Raw genomic sequence first — 18,172 nt, forward strand, 5'->3', positions numbered from 1 at the left:
CTCAGGAGCGGCGGCGCACGCCGAGGACGGCACCGGCGGCGAGGGCGGCGGCGGTCGCGGTCGTCGCGGCCGTCGCGGCCGTCGCCCAGCGGGCCGTGCGGGAGGGTTCGGCCGGGCGGTCCGCCAGGCGCTCCGGGTGGTCGCTGGGCAGGTTGCCGTGGAGTCCGAGGGCGAGGGCCTCGGCGAGGTGCAGGGCGCGGCGTCCGGTGCCGCCCTCCTCGATCTGGGTCCGGCAGCTGAAGCCGTCGGCGAGGACCAGGCTGTCCGGGGCGGCGCCCCGGACGGCGGGCAGGACGCCTTGTTCGGCGACGGCCAGGGAGACCTCGTGGTGGCCGCGTTCGAAGCCGAAGTTGCCGGCCAGGCCGCAGCAGCCCTCGTCGAGGACCTCGGCGTCGAGGTGGGCGCGGCGCATCAGTTCGCGGTCGGCGTCGAACTTCATGACGGCGTGCTGGTGGCAGTGGGTCTGCACGGTCGCCTGCCGGGTCAGGTGCGGCGGCTGCCAGCCGTCGGGGGCGTGGTGGACGAGCTGTTCGGCGAAGGTGCGGACCTGTCCGGCCAGCCGCTGCACGTCCTGGTCGGCGGGCATGAGTTCGGGCGCGTCGGAGCGGAAGACGGCGGTGCAGGAGGGTTCGAGGCCGATGACCGGGGTGCCTGCCTCCAGGTAGGGGCGCAGCACGCCGAGGGTGCGGGTCAGCACCTTCCGGGCGACGGTGAGCTGGCCCGTGGAGATCCAGGTCAGGCCGCAGCACACCGGTTCGGTGGGGACGGCCACACGGAATCCGGCGTCCTCGAGGACGTGGACGGCCGAGATGGCGATCGACGGGTGGAAGTAAGTGCTGAAGGTGTCGGGCCACAGCACCACGGTCCGGGGGTCGGCGGGGTCCGGTTCCTCCTGGCCCCGGGCCTTCCACCACTGCACGAACGACCGGCGGGCGAACAGGGGTGCCGAGCGGGCGCCGTCGATGCCGGCCAGCCGTTTGCCCGCTCCGGCGAGCCCGGGTGCGTGCAGCGCGGAGTTGACCAGCCGGGGGGCGACGCGGGAGAGCCGGGCCCACACCGGCAGCCAGCCCATCGAGTAGTGCGCCATGGGCCGCATCCGGCCCTCGTAGTGGTGGGACATGAACTCGGCCTTGAGCGTGGCCATGTCGACGCCGGTCGGGCAGTCCGACTTGCAGCCCTTGCAGGCCAGGCACAGGTCGAGCGCGTCTCGTACCTCGGTGGAGCGCCAGCCGTCCTTGATCGCGGAGTCGGCGTGTCCGTCGAGCATCTCGAACAGCAGCCGGGCACGTCCGCGCGTGGAGTGCTCCTCCTCCATGGTGGCCCGGTAGGAGGGGCACATGACGCCGCCGGAGTGGCTGCGGCAGTTGCCGATGCCTACGCAGCGCATCACCGCGCGGTTGAAGGAGTGGTCGTCCTCGGGGAAGCCGAAGTGGGTCGAGGGCGTGTCCGGCCGCCAGGAGGGGCCGAGGCGCAGCTGGCCGTCGACGGGGTTGGGGTGGACGATCTTGCCCGGGTTCATCCGGTTCCCGGGGTCGAAGAGGGCCTTGAGCTCGCCGAAGGCGGTCACGAGCCGTTCGCCGAACATGCGGGTGAGCAGTTCGCCGCGGGACTGGCCGTCGCCGTGCTCGCCGGACAGCGAGCCGCCGTAGGAGGCGACGAGGTCGGCGGCGCGCTCCACGAAGCGCCGGAAGTCGGCGACGCCCTCGGCTGTCTTCAGACCGAACGGGATGCGGGTGTGCACGCACCCCTGGCCGAAGTGCCCGTACAGGGACGGGTGGTCGTAGTCGAACTCCTCGAAGAGCTTCTTCAGGTCGCGCAGGTAGTCGCCGAGCCGTTCGGGCGGTACGGCGGAGTCCTCCCAGCCCTCCCAGGTCTCCCGGTCGTCCGGCGGGCGGGCGGTGACGCCGAGGCCGGCCTCGCGGGCCTTGAGCATCTTCTGCTCGCGTTCGGGGTCGTCGGAGAAGGCGACGTTCGCGTCCTTCTCTCCGCGGCCGATGGCCCGCAGCAGCGCGTGGGCCTGCTCGTCGACGTCCTCCTGGCTGTCGCCGCTGTACTGCACCATCAGCCAGCTGTCGCCCTCGGGCAGGACGGCGAGGGAGTCAAGGTAGGCGCCCTCCTCGCGCATCAGCTGGGCCATGCGCCCGTCCAGGGCCTCCAGTTGGCTGGGCGAGCAGTGTTCCAGCAGGCGGGACACGTCGTCGCCGGCGGCGCAGATGTCGTCGTAGCCGAGGACCAGCAGCGACTGGTACGGCGGCACCGGGACCAGCTCGAGCTCGGCGCGCAGGACGGTCACCAGGGTGCCCTCGCTGCCGACGAGCGCCTTGGCCACGTCGAAGCCGTTCTCGGGCAGCAGGGAGTCGAGGTTGTACCCGGAGACGCGGCGCGGGATCTTGGGGTAGCCGCGCCGGATGTCGGCGAGGTACTCGGTGGCGATGCGGTCGAGGCCGGCGTAGAGCTCGGCGAGCCGTCCGCCGCCCTCGGCGATCCGGGCGCGTTCGTCGGGCGGGGTGGGGCCGACCCAGGCGCGCTGCCCGTCGTAGGTGAGGATCTCCAGGCGCCGTACGTTGTCGACGGTCTTGCCGTAGGCCTGCGCGGAGGCGCCGCAGGAGTTGTTGCCGATCATGCCGCCGATCGCGCAGTGGCTGTGGGTGGAGGGTTTCGGCCCGAACTGCAGGCAGTGGCGGGCCAGGTGCCGGTTGAGCTGGTCCAGGACGATGCCGGGCTCCACCACACAGGTGCGCTGTTCCGGGTCGACGGACAGCACCCTGGTGCAGTACTTGCTCCAGTCGATCACCACGGCGGTGTTGGTCGACTGTCCGGCGAGGCTGGTGCCGCCGCCCCGGGAGAGGACGGGGGCGTCGAAGCGTGCGCACACCGCCAGCGCGCGGGCGCCCGCCTCGACCGAGCGGGGCACGACGACGCCCAGCGGGGGCTGGCGGTAGTTCGAACCGTCCGTGGCGTAGGCGCCGCGGCTGCCCGCGTCGAAGCGGACTTCACCGTCCACCTCGGCAGCGAGCGCCGCCTCCAGGCCGGACATGTCCGGAGGGGTCATCTGTGCTCCCTGGTCTTCACCGATGGGCTGCCTGGTCCGAGGACCGGCGAGTACCCGACAATTAGCCAGGCAAAACTGAACAGTCTCAGCTGGACAGTTTCGACTGCCGGGTCTAGCCTGGGCGCCATGGCCGACATCTCCGACTCCGCCGCCCGCACCGCGCGCGATCTGCGCGTGGTGTTCAGCCGGCTGCGGCGCCGTATCCGCGAGGTCGCGCAGGACACCGACCTCAGCCCGTCCCAGGAGTCCGCGCTCTCCCTCGTGGGCAAGCACGGCGCCGCCACGGCCAGCGCGCTCGCCGCCGCCGAGGGGGTGCGCCCGCAGTCGATGGCGACCACACTGGCCGCCCTGGAGCAGCACGGTCTGATCCGCCGTGCCCCCGACCCCGCCGACGGCCGCCGCCAGCTGGTCACCCTGACCGACGCCGGCCGGGCGCGCATCGAGGGCAACCGGCAGGTGCGCGACGAGTGGCTGGCCCGCGCCTTCCAGGAGCGGTACACCGAGGAGGAGCGGCAGACGGTCCTGCGGGCGCTGGAGCTGATGGAACGGCTGTCGCAGCAGTGATACCGAGGCTCACCGGACGCACCGGGGAGACCACCCGCCCCTCCCCCGCCGGATTCGACCGGCGGCTGATCCCGCCGATGCTCGTCGGCTCGGTCCTCAACCCGGTCAACTCCTCGATGATCGCCGTGGCCCTGGTGCCGATCGGCGTCGCCTTCGGAGCCCCGCCCGCCGAGACCGCCTGGCTGGTCTCGGCGCTCTATCTGGCCACGGCCGTCGGGCAGCCCGTCATGGGCCGCCTGGTGGACATGTACGGCCCGCGCCGGCTCTACCTCACCGGTACGGCCCTGGTCGGCGTCGCCGGTCTGCTCGGCGCCCTCGCGCCCTCACTGGGCGCGCTGATCGCGGCGCGGGTGCTGCTGGGCTTCGGCACGTCCGCGGCGTACCCGGCGGCCATGCGGCTCATGAGGAGCGAGGCCGAGCGCACCGGGCGGGACAGCCCGGCAGGCGTGCTGACCGCGCTCGCCGTCGCCAACCAGACGGTGGCCGTCGTCGGGCCCGCGCTCGGCGGTCTGCTGATCGGGCTCGGCGGCTGGCGTGCCGTCTTCACCGTCAACGTGCCGCTGTCGGCGGCCTGCCTGGTGCTGGGCACCCTGCGGCTGCCACGGTCCGAGACCCGGCGGCGCGCCGTCGACCTGCCCGGGATGGCGCTGTTCGCGCTGCTGCTGGTCGCGCTGATGCTGTTCCTGATGCACCCGGACGCCGGCCGCTGGTACCTGCCGGCGCTGTCCGCCGCGGCCGCCACCGCGTTCGCTGCGCGGGAGCTGCGCGTGCCGGACCCGTTCGTCGACCTGCGCGTCCTCGCCGGCAACGGCCCGCTGCTCGCCACCTATCTGCGCCAACTGCTCGCCTACACCACCTCCTACGCCTTCATGTACGGCTACACGCAGTGGCTGGAGCAGGGGCGCGGGCTGGGTGCCTCCACCGCCGGGCTCACCCTGCTGCCGCTGTCGCTGGCCGCGCTCACCGTTTCCGCCCTCACCGGGCGCCGCGAGGCCGTGCGCACCAAGCTGATCACCGGGTCCGTGCTGCAACTCACCTGTTGTGCCGCGCTGTTGCTGGTCGGCGCGGACAGCCCGCTCTGGCTGCTGCTCGCGGTCGGCGCGCTGCTCGGCATCCCGCAGGGACTGATCGGCCTGGCCACGCAGAACGCCCTGTACCGGCAGGCCGACCCGGAGCGCATCGCCTCCGCGGCCGGGCTGCTGCGCACCTTCATGTACCTCGGCGCGCTGGGCGCGTCCGCCGCCACGGCGGCGTTCTACCCGCACCGCGCCGACACGGCCGGGCTGCACGGCCTGGCCCTGTTCATGCTCGCCGGCTCCGCGTTGCTGCTGGCGGCGACCCTCCCCGACCGTTCCCTCGGCCGGAACACCCCCCGAACCCCTCGAAAGGCCTGACCGACCCATGTCGCTCACCACGCTCGCCCCCCGCACCGCCCTCGTCGCGATCGACCTGCAGAACGGCATCGCGGCGATGCCCGTCCAGCCGCACACGGCCCCCGACGTCATCTCCCGCACGGCGGAGCTCGCCGACGCCTTCCGCGCGCAGGGGCTGCCCGTGGTCCTGGTCCGCGTCTCCTTCGCCGCCGACGGCGCCGACGCCGTGCCCGGCCGCACCGAGCGCCAGGCCCGCGGCCTCGCCTTCCCCGAAGGCTGGGACGTCATCGTCGACGAACTGTCCGGCCACCCCGGCGACATCCACGTCACCAAGCACAACTGGAGCGCCTTCCACGGCACCGACCTGGACGTGCAGCTGCGCCGTCGCGGCATCACCCAGATCGTGCTGACCGGCATCGCCACCAGCATCGGCGTGGAGTCCACCGCCCGCGACGCCTACGCCCACGGCTACCACGTCACCCTCGCCACGGACGCCATGGCCGACGCCGACGCCGAGGCGCACGCGAACAGCGTCGAGCGGATCTTCCCGCGGCTCGGCGAGAGCGGCACGACCGCCGAGGTCCTGGAGCTGTTCGCCAAGACCCGCGACTGACCGGCAGGCCCGGCTCCCCATGCGCGGGTACCCGGCCCCTCGCGCGAGGGGCCGGGTCGGCATTCGGCCACGCGCACCGTGCCACCGAGGCAACGGCAAGCGAACAAAGGGGGCTTGGAGCCGGATGCCGGTCAAGGTCAGCGTCATCGTTGCCGTCCACAACCCCGGCCCGTACATCGAGGAGTGCGTCGCCTTGCTGCTGCGCCGGTCGCTGTCCCCCGGCGACTTCGAAGTGATCTTCGTGGACGACGGCTCCACGGACGCCACCCCGGCCCGGCCGGACGCGCTCGCCGCCGCGCACCCGCACGTCCGCGTCATCCACCAGGAGGACTCCGACTGGTCCGGCACGCCCCGCAACGTGGGCATCGAGGCCTCGCGCGGCGAGTTTCGTGATGTTCGTCGACAACGACGACCGGCTCGACGACGAGGCCCTGGAGCGGATGTACGACCACGGGGTGGCGTACAAGGCCGACGTGATCGTCGGCTGGACGGCCGGGAAGGGGCGTCCGGTGCCGGTGGAGCTGTTCCGCCCCGACCACCCGCACGCCACGGTCGCCGACGCGCCCGCCTCCCCGCCGCTCAGTCCTCGCCCCGGACGATGTTCTCCTCGGCCGGGATGCCTTCCTGCCGGTCGCCGGTGCCGTCCAGGACGGCGGGAAGGCAGGTGCGCACCCCGCGGTCCCGCCGTCGGCGAGCCTGGGCCCAACCGGTCTCGGTGCGGGACGGAGCGGGTTTCTCGCTGGACTGCGCGGTCACGTCCTTCATCTTCTTTCTGCGTCGTCCTGAGCCGGTCGGGGCCGGTCCGTCGGCCCCCGACCGGGCCCGTGTGCCTGCTGTGCCGGGCCGGGTCCCCGCGACGCCCGCCCGCAAACCCGGCGGCCCGTCAGGTCCGGCCGCCGCCTCCGCCGCCGAAGGAGCCACTGGACCCCGGTGACCAGCGGGGACGGCGCTGGTCGTCGGCGCGCTTGGTGCCGACGTTGCCGAGCTGGTGGGGCGTGAGCCGTTCGCTCTCGTCCGCGGCCCGGGGCACCTGGTCGGACTGACGCATCTCGCGGGTCTCGCGGACCGGACCGGACGGCGGCACGGTGGGCTGCTCATGGGGCCGCGGCGGCGCCGGTTCCCGCTCACGGACCTTGATGCCCAGCCGGAAGGCCCAGATCAGTCCCGCGACACAGGCCACTCCGGCGATCAGGATGAGGACGTATCCGAACACCTGGGCACCGGCGGCCGCTTCGTACGTGGCAGAAGTCATGAACGCCGGGTACCCGTCCGAGCGGCGGATACGACAGGCGGCGCGCAGGGCGTGGCGCGGGCGAGCCCCTGGTCACGGCGAGTAGCGTCGGCCGGGATGACCGAACTACCGAACATGCCGGAGACCCACGAGATCGTCGCACGGTACACGGCCCCCGCCCCGCGGCCCGGCCGTGCCCTGCTGCGCTGGGCCGGCACGACCGATCACAAGGTGATCGGCCGGCTGTACATGGTCACGGCGTTCTGCTTCTTCCTGCTCGCCGGGCTGCTGGCGCTCGGCATGCGCGCGGAACTGGCCCGGCCGGGACTGCAGTTCCTGAGCGAGCAGGGCTACGACGAGTTCTTCACGATCCACGGCACGATCATGATGCTGCTGTTCGCGACGCCGATGTTCGCCGGGTTCGCGAACGCGGTGATGCCGCTGCAGATCGGCGCGCCGGACCTGGCCCTGCCCCGGCTGAACGCCCTGTCGTACTGGATGTACCTGTTCGGCGGGCTGATGGTGGTGTCGGGGTTCCTGGTGCCGGGCGGTGCGGCGGCGTTCGGCTGGTTCGCGTACGCGCCGTTGAACAGCGCCTACTTCTCCCCCGGCGCGGGCGGTGACCTGTGGGCGATGGGCCTGGTGGTGAGCGGTGTGTCCACGACCCTGACCGCGGTCAACTTCATCACCACGATCGTGTCCCTGCGTGCCCCGGGCATGACCATGTTCCGGATGCCGATCTTCACCTGGAACGTGCTGTTCACCTCGATCCTGATCCTGCCCGCGTTCCCGGTGCTGGCGGGCGCGCTGCTGGCGCTGGAGGCGGACCGCAAGTTCGGGGCGCACATCTTCGACGCGGCGAACGGCGGGGCCCTGCTGTGGCAGCACCTGTTCTGGTTCTTCGGGCATCCGGAGGTCTACATCGTGGCGCTGCCGTTCTTCGGGATCGTCTCGGAGATCCTGCCGGTGTTCTCCCGCAAGCCCCTGTTCGGCTATCTGCCGATGATCGGGGCGACGATCGCGATCACCATGCTGTCGGCGGTGGTGTGGGCGCACCACATGTTCGCGACCGGCGCGGTGCTGCTGCCGTTCTTCTCCATCATGTCGTTCCTCATCGCGGTGCCCACGGGCATCAAGTTCTTCGCGTGGATCGGCACGACGTGGCACGGCTCGCTGTCGTTCGAGACGCCGATGCTGTGGTCGCTGGGTTTCCTGGTGTCCTTCCTCCTGGGCGGGCTCAGCGGGGTGCTGATCGCCTCGCCGCCGCTGGACTTCCATCTGACCGACAGCTACTTCATCGTGGCGCACCTGCACTACGTGCTGTTCGGCACGGTGGTGTTCGCGATGTTCGCCGGGTTCTACTTCTGGTGGCCGAAGTTCACCGGGAAGATGCTCGACGAGCGGCTCGGCAAGCTTCACTTCTGGCTGCTCTTCCCCGGCTTCCAGCTGACGTTCCTGGTGCAGCACTGGCTGGGTGAGGAGGGGATGCCGCGCCGGTACGCGGACTATCTGCCGACGGACGGCTTCACGTTGCTCAACAGCATCTCCTCCGCGGGCGCGTTGCTGCTCGGTGTCTCCACCCTTCCGTTCCTCTACAACGTCTGGCGCACGGCCGTCAGGGGCGAGAAGGTCACCACGGACGACCCGTGGGGGTGGGGGCGCGGCCTGGAGTGGGCGACGTCCTGTCCGCCGCCGCGGCACAACTTCGTGGCGCTGCCCCGGGTGCGCTCGGAGTCGCCCGCCTTCGACCTGCACCATCCGGAGGCCGAACAGCCGGCCGGGGAGGAGAGCGTCCGGTGAAGGCGGAGGCGATGCTGTTCGGCGGGGTGGCGCTGTTCTTCGGCGGGTCCGCCGCGCTGTACGGGGTGTGGTCGGGGGATCCGACGGGCACGGTCGCGCTGGTGGTCGCGTTCGGGATGGCGGCCCTGGTGTCGTTCTTCTGTCTGATCCAGTACCGGCGGCGGGGCACGCGCGCGCAGGACCGCACGGACGCGGAGGTGGCGGACGCGGCGGGGCCGGTGGCGTTCTTCCCCGACGAGAGCCCGTGGCCGATCGTCACCGCGCTGGGTTTCGCCGTGGCGGCCGGCGGGGTGGTCTTCGGGCTGTGGCTGTTCCTCATCGGCCTGGGGATTCTGGCTCGTGGGGTGTTCGGGATGGTGTTCCAGTACGCGCACCGGTGAGCGGCCGGCGCGGCGCACCGGGCCGGAAGCTCTCGACGGGCTCATGGGCGCTGTCGTAGCCGCCGCTGACGCTCTGCCGGATCTCGCCGCTCGGCACGCCCTCGGAGAGGCGTTCGCGTTCGGCCTCGGTCAGGGCCCGGCACAGCCACCGGGTCACCAGGAAGGCGAGGACGGGGGCGACGACGAGCGCGATGCGCAGCACCCAGGTGATGGCGTTGACGGAGATGCGGAAGGTCTGCGCGATGATGTCGTTGCCGCCGGCCAGCAGCAGCACGCCGTAGAACACCGTGCCCGCCACGCCGAGCCCGGTGCGGACCGGGCGTTCGCGCGGCCGGTCGCACAGGTGCTGCTCGTGGTGCCACTCACCGGTCAGCCGCTGCTCGGCGAAGGGGTAGACGTACAGGACGGCGAAGAGCAGGCCGGGCAGGACGACGGCCGGGAGCAGCACGTTCCACATGAGGGTGTGCCCGGCGACGTTCGTCTCGAAGGGCGGGACCATCCGCAGCGCGCCCTCGAGGAAGCCGACGTACCAGTCCGGCTGGGAGGCGGTGGAGACCACGTCGGAGCGGTAGGGGCCGTAGGTCCAGATCGGGTTGACCTGGGCGATGCCCGCGAGCAGCACCAGGACGCCGAAGACGGTGAGGGACAGACCGGCGGAGGAGGCGGCGAACTGCGGGACGAGGGGCTTGCCGAGGACGTTGCGGTTGCTGCGGCCGGGGCCGCGCCACTGGGTGTGTTTGAGGTGGAAGACCAGGATCAGATGCACCGTGACCAAGGCGATCAGGGCGCCCGGGAGCAGCAGGATGTGCAGCGGGTACAGGCGGGTGATGATGTCGTGGCTGGGATACTGGCCGCCGAAGGCGAAGAACGCCACGTACGTGCCGACCACCGGCAGGGACAGCATGATGCCCTGGGCGATGCGCAGCCCGGTCCCGGACAGCAGGTCGTCGGGGAGCGAGTAGCCGGCGAAGCCCTCGGCGAGGGAGACCACGAAGAGGGTGAGCCCGATCGCCCAGTTCAGCTCGCGGGGCCGGCGGAAGGCGCCGGTGAAGAAGATCCGCAGCATGTGCAGGCCGATCGCGGCGACGAAGACCAGCGCGGCCCAGTGGTGGGTCTGCCGCATCAGCAGCCCGCCGCGCACGTCGAAGCTGATGCGCAGGGTGGAGTCGAACGCCTCGGACATCCGCACCCCGCGCAGCGGAGCGTAGGAGCCCGCGTAGACGACCTCCCGCATCTCCGGCTCGAAGAACAGGGTCAGCCACACCCCGGTGAGGATCAGCACGACGAGGCTGTAGAGGGCGAGTTCGCCGAGCAGGAAGGACCAGTGCTCGGGGAAGGCCTTGCGCAGCAGCGAGCCGCCCTCCATGAGCGGCAGCCGCGCGTCGACGGCCCGGGCGAGACGCTCGGCGCGGCGTTCCCCGCGGCGGCCGGCGCTCGTCACGTCTCGTCCGGGGCCGCGGCTGCGCGTTCCACCTCCGCCTCGACCTCGGCACGGGGCCGGCCGCTCTCCTTGGCGTACTCGCTGACCGCGGTCTGCACCTCGCGGGCCAGGTCCCGCCAGGCGCGCAGCGCGGTCTCGTAGGTGCCCGACTGGGCGCCGGTCATGCGCCGTTCGGCCGGCGGGCCGTAGGTCTGCCGCAGGTCGTCGACCGTGGTGTGCGCCGCCTCGGCCGCCCGCTGCTTCTGCACCAGTTCTTCGAAGGTGTGAGCCACACCAATCGACCCTAGGCACCCGGTTCGGGATGCGCCCGTCGAATCCGCCGCGAAGCACCCGTGTGGCGGTCAGCCGCCGGACACGAGGTCCGCCCAGACCTGTTTTCCGCCGCTGACCGGGATCGTGCCCCAGGCCACCGACACCGCCTCCACCAGCAGGATGCCCCGGCCGCCGGTGGCCTCCCAGCCGATGCTGGCGGGTTTGACGGGGCTGCGCGGCGAGGAGTCGGCCACGCCGAGCCGCAGCCGGTGGTTGACCAGGCTGAGGTCGAGGCGGACCGGGCCGCCGGTGTGCACGAGGGCGTTGGTGACGAGCTCGGAGACGACCAGCAGGGCCGCGTCGAAGGTGTCCTGCGGGACGCCCCAGGTGCGCAGCGTGCGGCGGGTGAAGCGGCGGGCGTGCCGGACCGCCTCGGGCACCCGCCACACGGTCCAGCTCTCGCGCAGCGGACGCACCGCCATGCCGTCGTAGCGCAGCAGCAGCAGGGCGACGTCGTCGGCGCGGTGAGCGCCGGTGAGCAGGGCGTCGGCGACCAGCCCGAGGTGCGCGGGGTCGGCGGCGGACAGCTCGCGGGCGAGCCGGTCCATGCCGGCGTCGATGTCGGCTCCGGGGGCCTCCACCAGGCCGTCGGTGGTCAGCGCGAGCACCGTGCCGGGCGCCAGCCGGAGCGGGGTCATCGGGAAGTCGGCCTGGCCGAGCACACCGAGCGGCGGGCCGCCCTCGGCCTGCACGATCTCCGCGCTGCCGTCCGGGTGGCGCAGCACGGGCTGCAGATGACCGGCGCGCACGCACCAGGCGGTGCCCAGCTCCATGTCGACGTCGACGTAGGCGCAGGTGGCGAAGAGGTCGGTCTCCATCTCCAGCAGCAGCCGGTTGGCGTGGGCGACGACCACGTCGGGGGGGTGTCCCTCGGCCGCGTAGGCGCGCAGCGCGGTGCGCATCTGGCCCATCAGGGTGGCGGCGCCCGCGTTGTGGCCCTGGACGTCGCCGATGACGAAGGCGACGTGGTTGTCGGCGAGCGGGATCACGTCGTACCAGTCGCCGCCTACCTCCAGTCCGGCGGTGGTGGGCAGGTAGCGGGCGACGGCGATCCCGCCGGGCAGCCGGGGCAGCCGGCGCGGCAGCAGGGTGCGCTGGAGCATGCCGACGAGTTCGTGCTCGGCGTCGAAGGCGTGGGCGCGCAGCAGGGCCTGGCCGGTCAGGCCGGCGCAGGCGGTGAGCAGGGCGCGCTCGTCGGCGGCGAACTCGTGCGGGCGGTCCCAGCCGATCAGGCAGGCGCCGGCCATCCGGCCGCCGGCGGGCAGCGGCAGTACGGCGAGGCCGCCGGGGCCGACCTCGGCCAGGGGCGGCTCCAGCGGGCTGCCGGCCGGCCAGATCCGGGCGCGGCCCTCGCGCAGCGCGGCGGCGAGGGTGGGCATGGCGCGCACCGGCGCGTCGGGCCACTCGGTGCGCCACTCGCTGCGCCACACCTCGGGCCAGGCCTCGGGTTGGGGCGGGTCGAGGACGGTGACGACGAGCCGGTCGTTCTCCAGTTCGGCGAGCGCGATCCGGTCGGCCTGCAGCGGGCCGCGCAGGGCGGCGACGACCGCCTGGCCGACGTCCTTGACGGTGCCGGCGGTGGCGAGGGCGGCGGCCAGCCGCTGGACGCGGGCGACGTCGGTGACGTCGGTGCGCAGCGTGGAGGCGTCGGCGACGGTGCCGACGAGCCGGGCCGGGCCGCCCTCCGTGCCGGGCAGCAGCCGGCCCCGCAGCCGCAGCCACTTCGGCGGGCCGGACGGCTGCAGGACGCGGAACTCCAGTTCACGGTCGCCGATGGACATGTGGTCGGCCTCGACGACGGACATCAGCGCGGGCAGGTCCTCGGGCACGGTGAGCCCGAGCAGGCTCTCCACGCGGCCGTCGAACTCCTCACGGGGGATCCCGAACAGCCGCAGGATCCCGTCGCCGACCTCGACCCGGCCGGTGTCCATGGCCAGGCTGAAGGCGTGCGGGGCCAGTTCCGCGGTGTCCGGGGCGTTGCCGGTGCCGGACGGGGCGGGGACGGCGATCGCGCGGGCGATCAGCTCCAGGCAGGCCCGGTCGTCGGCGCCGAAGCCGCCGGGGTGCTCGCTGACGGCCAGCAGGCAGCCGCCGCCCGCGGGGCCGAGCGGCAGGGCGGCCAGGCAGAAGTCCGGGGACGGGGTCCGCCGGGCCTCGGGGAAGCCCGCCAGTTCCTCGGGGCCGAGCCAGCGCGTCCGTCCGGTGCGGTGGGTCTCGGCGACCGGGGAGGCGCCCGCCGCCGGGTAGCCGTCGCGCAGCCCGTACAGGGTGCGCGGCAGGCCCGCAGACTCGGCCAGGCCCAGGCGGGAGGGATCGTCGCCGGGCAGGTACACACCGGCGAAGGCCGCGCCGGCGAACACGAGCGCCAGTTCCAGGATCCGGCGGAGCCGGTCCGGCGTTGCGGACGACGCGGTGAGCGTGTCGAGGGCCGCTTCGGCACGCTCCGCTCTCGTTCTGCTGATCGCAGCGCCCTCACTCACCACGTTCGCCATTACAGCGCGTGCGAGCCGCCCACGCAGCCCCTGTGACCGCCCCGGGTACGGCGGGCGTCCGCCGGACACCGGCCACCTGTCACTCGAAAGCCCCCGAACACATCTTGACGCGTGAGTTCCGCACAACGATCTCGTGACAGACATGACTGTCCGCGACCGCCCGGCTCCTGCGAGTGTCGAACCCGTCAACCGGATCGAGGGGCGGAGGCGCATGGACAAGCGCTACGAGGTGTACGCGCTCGCCGACGGACACTTCTACGACACGCCCGACCGGCTCCCGGGGGCGGACGGCGAGTCCGCGCCGCTGTTCGAGACGGCGTGTCGCACCGTGCCGGAGGGCTGGCACGCGGCGCGCACCGGCGACTGGCTCATGCTGACCCCGCTCGGCGCGGACGGCGCGCCGCTGCCGGCGCCGGCGCAGGGCTGGAAGATCCACTCCTCGGCGACCGCGGCGAACGCGGAACGCGTCGCCGGCATCGTGTGGGACTACTGCGTGCCGCGCCGCATCCCGTTCAAGTTCGTGCCGGGCCCGCATCTGCTGCATCTGCGCAACGCCAAGTACGCGGGCCGCGACACCAGCGGGAAGTTCGTCACGGTCTACCCGGCCGACGAGGAGCAGCTGCACGTCGTCCTGCGCGAACTGGGCGCGCTGCTGGAGGGGTTCGAGGGTCCGTACATCCTCACCGACCTGCGCTGGCAGGACGGACCGCTCTACGTACGCTACGGCGCCTTCGCCCGCCGGTTCGTCGTCGACGACCGCGGTTCGCTCGTCCCGGCGGTCACCGACGGCACGGGGACGCTGGTCCCCGACCGGCGGGCGCCGTCCTTCCAGGTGCCCGAGTGGGTGACGCTGCCGGAGTTCCTGCGGCCGCATCTCGAGGCCCGCAACACCACGACGGTCGGGGAGTTGCCGTACCGCATCGAGAAGGCGCTGCACTTCTCCAACGGCGGCGGGGTGTACGTCGGCACGGACACCCGTGACGGGCGCCGGGTGGTGCTGAAGGAGGCCCGCCCGCACGCCGGTCTCGCGGCCGACGGGGCGGACGCGGTGGCCCGGCTGGAGCGGGAGAAGGCGGCGCTGGAACGGGTCGCCGGCACCGGGGTGGTGCCGGAGGTGCGGGACTGGTTCACGCTGGGCGAGCACCGGTTCCTGGTCATGGACCACCTGGCGGGCCGCACGCTCAACTCCTTCTTCGCCGAACGGCATCCGCTGCTCACCCCCGACCCCGACCCGGCGAAGGTCGCCGCGTACACGGCGTGGGCGCTGCGGATCCACGCGGCGGTGGAGCGGTCGGTCGCGGCCGTGCACGCGCGCGGGCTGGTCTTCAACGACCTGCATGTCTTCAACATCATGGTGGCCGAGGACGAACAGTCCGTGTTCCTCATCGACTTCGAGGCCGCCGCCCCCGCCGCGGAGAACGCCCGGCAGACCGTCGCGCACCCCGGCTTCTTCGCCCCGCCGGACCGGCGCGGCACGGACGTAGACCGCTATGCGCTGGCCTGTCTGCGGCTGGCTCTGTTCCTGCCGGTGACGACCCTGTTCGTGGTGGACCGGGGCAAGGCCGCGCACCTCGCGGAGGTGATCGCGGAGCAGTTCCCGGACGTGCCGCGCGGCTTCCTGGACGAGGCGGTCGAGGAGATCACCCGGGACGCGGCCGGCCGGTCCCGCCGGTCCGCGCCGCCGGTGGTGCCGGGCGACTGGCCGTACAGCCGGGACTCGATGGTGAAGGCGATCCTCGCCTCCGCCACCCCGGAACGCGACGACCGGCTCTTCCCCGGTGACATCGACCAGTTCTCGGACGGCGGTGGTCTCGGGCTCGCGCACGGCGCCGCCGGGGTGCTGTACGCACTGGAGGCGGCCGGGGCCGCCCGCTACGACGAGGGCGAGCGCTGGCTGCTGGACCACACCGCCCCGCCGCCGCCCGGCACCCCGCTCGGCCTGTACGACGGTCTGGCGGGCGTGGCCCTGGTGCTGGACCGGCTCGGCCACCGGCAGCGGGCGTCGGAACTGGTCGCCGGCATCCTGCGGGAGAACTGGCGGAGCCTCTCCTCCGACCTGCACGGCGGCCTGGCCGGCCTCGGTCTGGTCCTCGGCCGGCTCGCGGACACGACCGGCGAACCGGAACTCGCCGCGCGGGCCGCCGAGGCCGCCGACATCCTGGTGCGGCGCCTTTCCGAACCCGTGCCCGACACCCCGCGCCGGCGCGCCGGGCTGCTGCGCGGCGCGAGCGGCCCCGCCCTGTTCCTGCTGCGACGGTACGAGGAGACCGGTGACGACCGCTTCCTGGACGCGGCGGCCGAGGCGCTCCGCCGCGATCTGGACTGCTGCGTGCTGCAGGAGGCGGGCGGCGGCCTGGAGGTGAACGAGGGCTGGCGGACGCTGCCCTACCTCGGCGGCGGCAGCGCGGGCATCGGCCTGGTCCTCGACGACTACCTGGCGCACGCAGGCAGCGAGGAGTTCGAGCGGGCCCGGGCCGGCATCCTCACCGCCGCCACTTCCCGGTTCTACGCCCAGCCCGGCCTCTTCCAGGGCCGTGCCGGCCTGATCCTGCACCTCGCCCGCAGCTCCGCGCCGGGCACCGGCCCACAGCGGCTGGAGCAGCAGATCGCGGGGCTGGGCTGGTTCGCGATGGACTACCAGGGCCAACTGGCCTTCCCCGGAAACCAGATGATGCGGCTGTCGATGGACCTCGCCACCGGTACGGCAGGCTGCCTGCTCGCGCTCGCCGCGGCCCGCGACGCCGGGCGCGACGCGCACCTGCCCTTCCTCCCGCCGCCCCAGGCGGCCCTCACACGCGGCTCCGCGAACTGACGGAGTCGTGACACAACCCCCGTCCCCGATAAAGGGAAAGGACACCACCATGGCACTTCTCGACCTGCAGACCCTCGAGTCCGACGAGCACAACGGCGGCGGCGCGAGCACCGCGAGCCTGCTCTCCTGCGTCTCCGCGGCGAGCGTGCTCATCTGTCTCTGACCGGGACTGTGAGTCCACGGCTCCGGACGGCTCCCTCCCGACGGGAGGGGGCTGCCCGGAGCCTTCCCGTTTCCCGCCTTCCCCGCCGGAGCCGAGCGAGGCGAGCACCGATGCCCGACCGCCCTGAAGCCGCCCGTCGTCTTGCCCAGCAGGTCCTGCGGCACACCGGCGCCCGCGTCGCCGCGCTCGCCGCCGTGAGCACCACCGCCACGGCGGCGGGTCTGGTGCTGCCCGCCCTGCTCGGCCACACCCTGGACCTGCTGCTGGCCCGCGCCCCGGCCACCCGCTGGATCGCCTGCTGTGCCGGTGTCGTGCTGCTGCTCACCGTGCTGGACGCCTGCGCGGGCTATGTCACCGGCACGGCCGACGCGCACGCCACGGCATGGCTGCGCCGCCGGGTCACCGGGCACGTCCTCTCGCTCGGTCCGCGCGCGGCGGCCCGGTTCGGCGCCGGGGACCTGGTGGCGCGGCTGGTCGGCAGCGCCGCGCAGGCCGGGACGGCGCCGGGCGCGCTGGCCGCGCTGCTCGCAGCGCTGGCCGGACCGGTCGGGGGTGTGGTGGCGCTCGCCCTCCTCGACCCGTGGCTGGCGGCCGTGTTCCTCGCCGGGGCACCGGTCCTGGCGCTGCTGCTGCGCGCCGTCGCCCGCGACACCTCCTCCTGCGCGGCCGACTACCAGCGGGTGCAGGGCAGGATCGCCGCGGCCCTCGCGGAGGCGGTCGGCGGCCACCGGACGATCCGTGCGGCGGGCGCCGAGGACCGGGAGACGGCACGGATCCTCGCGCCGCTGCCCGAACTGTCCGGCGCCGGGCACCGCATGTGGCGGGTGCAGGGGCGGGCCGCCGCGCGGGCGGTCACCGTGGCACCGCTGCTGAACCTGGGGGTGCTGGCGGTGGCCGGACTGCTGCTCGCCCGGCACCGCCTGTCGGTGGGCGAGGTGCTGGCCGCCTCCCGGTACGCGGCACTCGCCACCGGCGTCGGCGTGCTGGTGGGACAGCTGGCCGCACTCGCCCGGGCCCGCGCGGCGGCCGGGCGGCTGGCCGAGGTCCGGGCCGAGCAGGCGCCCGGGCACGGCACCCGCCGCCTGCCCCCGGGCCCCGGCCGGCTGGAGCTGCGGGGCGTGACCGCCCGGCGGGGCGGCCGCACCGTGCTGGACGGCATCGACCTGGTGGTGCCGGGCGGCACGACCCTGGCGGTCGTCGGCCGCTCCGGCACCGGCAAGTCGCTGCTCGCGGAGGTGGCCGGGCGGCTCGCCGACCCGGAAGCGGGCGAGGTCCTCCTCGACGGCGTCCCGCTGACCGACCTCACCCACGACGCCCTGCGCGGCGCCGTCGCCTGTGCCTTCGAACGCCCGGCCCTGCTGGGCACGACCATCGAGGACACCATCGCCTTCGGGCTCACGGCCCCCTCTCCCGCCGAGGTCCGTTCGGCGGCCCGCCTCGCCCACGCCGACGACTTCGTGCGCCGCCTCCCCGACGGCTACGCGACCCGCCGCACCGACGCGCCCCGCTCCGGCGGCGAGACCCAGCGCCTCGGCCTCGCCCGCGCCTTCGCGCACGGAGGCCGGCTGCTGATCCTCGACGACGCCCTGTCCAGCCTCGACACGGTCACGGAGCACCGGATCGCCGCATCCCTGCTGGCCCCCGGCACGGGCCGGACCCGCCTCCTGATCGCCCACCGCACGACGACGGCGGCCCGCGCGGACGCGGTCGCATGGCTGGACGGGGGCCGCGTACGGGCGGTGGGAGCGCACCGGGAGCTGTGGCGGGACGCGGAGTACCGGGCGGTGTTCGGGGACGAAGGGACGGAGCGAGCGGAGGCGACGGAGGGAGCGGAGGTGACGGGGTGGGAGCCCGGGGTGGCGGCGCAGGCCACGGCCGAAGGGGCCGGAACGGAGGCCCGGGGCCGGTGAACGCGGGGCCGGGGCACACCGGGCGGCAG

14 protein-coding genes and 1 pseudogene are annotated in these 18,172 nt (G+C 73.6%); 9 read left to right on the forward strand and 6 right to left on the reverse strand.

The annotated features are described in order from the left end of the window. Window position 1: 1 nt before the first annotated feature. Window positions 2-3,052: an FAD-binding and (Fe-S)-binding domain-containing protein gene (locus ACIHEJ_RS00240; RefSeq protein ID WP_400130864.1), complete on the reverse strand. Its 3,051-nt coding sequence runs from the start codon at window positions 3,050-3,052 to the stop codon at window positions 2-4. A 126-nt stretch (window positions 3,053-3,178) separates the two neighbouring features. On the opposite strand from ACIHEJ_RS00240, the gene ACIHEJ_RS00245 reads away from it, so the two are divergent. The 4 genes and pseudogenes from ACIHEJ_RS00245 to ACIHEJ_RS00260 form a co-directional block, all read left to right on the forward strand. Continuing rightward, complete coding sequence (locus ACIHEJ_RS00245; RefSeq protein WP_400130865.1) at window positions 3,179-3,616, forward strand: MarR family winged helix-turn-helix transcriptional regulator; 438 nt, start codon at window positions 3,179-3,181, stop codon at window positions 3,614-3,616. Continuing rightward, window positions 3,613-5,010 (forward strand): MFS transporter, encoded by a 1,398-nt coding sequence (locus ACIHEJ_RS00250; protein WP_400130866.1) that lies wholly within the window; start codon window positions 3,613-3,615, stop codon window positions 5,008-5,010. The genes ACIHEJ_RS00245 and ACIHEJ_RS00250 overlap by 4 nt, the downstream gene beginning before the upstream one ends. Before the next feature lie 7 nt (window positions 5,011-5,017). Further along, window positions 5,018-5,602: a hydrolase gene (locus tag ACIHEJ_RS00255; protein ID WP_400130867.1), complete on the forward strand. Its 585-nt coding sequence runs from the start codon at window positions 5,018-5,020 to the stop codon at window positions 5,600-5,602. 124 nt (window positions 5,603-5,726) lie between these two features. Further along, window positions 5,727-6,189: pseudogene (locus ACIHEJ_RS00260) on the forward strand (glycosyltransferase family 2 protein); the annotation flags it as partial. Here ACIHEJ_RS00260 and ACIHEJ_RS00265 read toward each other — a convergent pair. Further along, window positions 6,182-6,367: a hypothetical protein gene (locus ACIHEJ_RS00265; protein WP_400130869.1), complete on the reverse strand. Its 186-nt coding sequence runs from the start codon at window positions 6,365-6,367 to the stop codon at window positions 6,182-6,184. The pseudogene ACIHEJ_RS00260 and the gene ACIHEJ_RS00265 overlap by 8 nt on opposite strands. Before the next feature lie 118 nt (window positions 6,368-6,485). Beyond that, window positions 6,486-6,854, reverse strand: a complete 369-nt coding sequence (locus ACIHEJ_RS00270) for a DUF6479 family protein (protein ID WP_400130871.1) — start codon at window positions 6,852-6,854, stop codon at window positions 6,486-6,488. A 114-nt stretch (window positions 6,855-6,968) separates the two neighbouring features. Here ACIHEJ_RS00270 and ctaD point away from each other — a divergent pair, with 114 nt between their 5' ends. Next, window positions 6,969-8,633 (forward strand): cytochrome c oxidase subunit I, encoded by a 1,665-nt coding sequence (ctaD, locus tag ACIHEJ_RS00275; protein WP_400131747.1) that lies wholly within the window; start codon window positions 6,969-6,971, stop codon window positions 8,631-8,633. Beyond that, window positions 8,630-9,013, forward strand: coding sequence for a cytochrome c oxidase subunit 4 (locus ACIHEJ_RS00280; protein WP_400130873.1), 384 nt, complete (start codon window positions 8,630-8,632; stop codon window positions 9,011-9,013). The genes ctaD and ACIHEJ_RS00280 overlap by 4 nt, the downstream gene beginning before the upstream one ends. Here ACIHEJ_RS00280 and ACIHEJ_RS00285 read toward each other — a convergent pair. The 3 genes from ACIHEJ_RS00285 to ACIHEJ_RS00295 form a co-directional block, all read right to left on the reverse strand. Continuing rightward, window positions 8,949-10,379, reverse strand: coding sequence for a cytochrome bc complex cytochrome b subunit (locus ACIHEJ_RS00285; RefSeq protein ID WP_400131749.1), 1,431 nt, complete (start codon window positions 10,377-10,379; stop codon window positions 8,949-8,951). The genes ACIHEJ_RS00280 and ACIHEJ_RS00285 overlap by 65 nt on opposite strands. A 71-nt stretch (window positions 10,380-10,450) precedes the next feature. Then, window positions 10,451-10,726: a hypothetical protein gene (locus ACIHEJ_RS00290; protein ID WP_400130875.1), complete on the reverse strand. Its 276-nt coding sequence runs from the start codon at window positions 10,724-10,726 to the stop codon at window positions 10,451-10,453. 69 nt (window positions 10,727-10,795) lie between these two features. Next, entirely contained in the window at window positions 10,796-13,258 is a 2,463-nt protein-coding gene (locus tag ACIHEJ_RS00295) for a SpoIIE family protein phosphatase (RefSeq protein WP_400130876.1), read from the reverse strand. Window positions 13,259-13,469: 211 nt separating this feature from the next. Between ACIHEJ_RS00295 and lanKC the strand changes: the two genes are divergently transcribed. The 3 genes from lanKC (at window position 13,470) to ACIHEJ_RS00310 (ending at window position 18,143) form a co-directional block, all read left to right on the forward strand. Next, a complete protein-coding gene (lanKC, locus tag ACIHEJ_RS00300; protein WP_400130878.1) occupies window positions 13,470-16,070 on the forward strand; it encodes a class III lanthionine synthetase LanKC in 2,601 nt (866 codons plus the stop codon). 49 nt (window positions 16,071-16,119) lie between these two features. Continuing rightward, window positions 16,120-16,233, forward strand: coding sequence for a SapB/AmfS family lanthipeptide (locus ACIHEJ_RS00305; RefSeq protein WP_400130880.1), 114 nt, complete (start codon window positions 16,120-16,122; stop codon window positions 16,231-16,233). Between the two features lie 110 nt (window positions 16,234-16,343). Further along, complete coding sequence (locus tag ACIHEJ_RS00310; protein WP_400130882.1) at window positions 16,344-18,143, forward strand: ABC transporter ATP-binding protein; 1,800 nt, start codon at window positions 16,344-16,346, stop codon at window positions 18,141-18,143. Window positions 18,144-18,172: the final 29 nt, after the last annotated feature.

The sequence above is a fragment of the Streptomyces sp. NPDC052301 genome (assembly GCF_044593395.1).
Taxonomy (GTDB): domain Bacteria; phylum Actinomycetota; class Actinomycetes; order Streptomycetales; family Streptomycetaceae; genus Streptomyces.

Coding starts and splice junctions, on each gene's coding strand:
- ACIHEJ_RS00240 (WP_400130864.1), bottom strand. CDS start 3,052: ATGACCCCTCCGGACATGTCCGGCCTGGAGGCGGCGCTCGCTGCCGAG.
- ACIHEJ_RS00245 (WP_400130865.1), top strand. CDS start 3,179: ATGGCCGACATCTCCGACTCCGCCGCCCGCACCGCGCGCGATCTGCGC.
- ACIHEJ_RS00255 (WP_400130867.1), top strand. CDS start 5,018: ATGTCGCTCACCACGCTCGCCCCCCGCACCGCCCTCGTCGCGATCGAC.
- ACIHEJ_RS00265 (WP_400130869.1), bottom strand. CDS start 6,367: ATGAAGGACGTGACCGCGCAGTCCAGCGAGAAACCCGCTCCGTCCCGC.
- ACIHEJ_RS00270 (WP_400130871.1), bottom strand. CDS start 6,854: ATGACTTCTGCCACGTACGAAGCGGCCGCCGGTGCCCAGGTGTTCGGA.
- ctaD (WP_400131747.1), top strand. CDS start 6,969: ATGCCGGAGACCCACGAGATCGTCGCACGGTACACGGCCCCCGCCCCG.
- ACIHEJ_RS00285 (WP_400131749.1), bottom strand. CDS start 10,379: ATGGAGGGCGGCTCGCTGCTGCGCAAGGCCTTCCCCGAGCACTGGTCC.
- ACIHEJ_RS00295 (WP_400130876.1), bottom strand. CDS start 13,258: ATGGCGAACGTGGTGAGTGAGGGCGCTGCGATCAGCAGAACGAGAGCG.
- lanKC (WP_400130878.1), top strand. CDS start 13,470: ATGGACAAGCGCTACGAGGTGTACGCGCTCGCCGACGGACACTTCTAC.
- ACIHEJ_RS00305 (WP_400130880.1), top strand. CDS start 16,120: ATGGCACTTCTCGACCTGCAGACCCTCGAGTCCGACGAGCACAACGGC.
- ACIHEJ_RS00310 (WP_400130882.1), top strand. CDS start 16,344: ATGCCCGACCGCCCTGAAGCCGCCCGTCGTCTTGCCCAGCAGGTCCTG.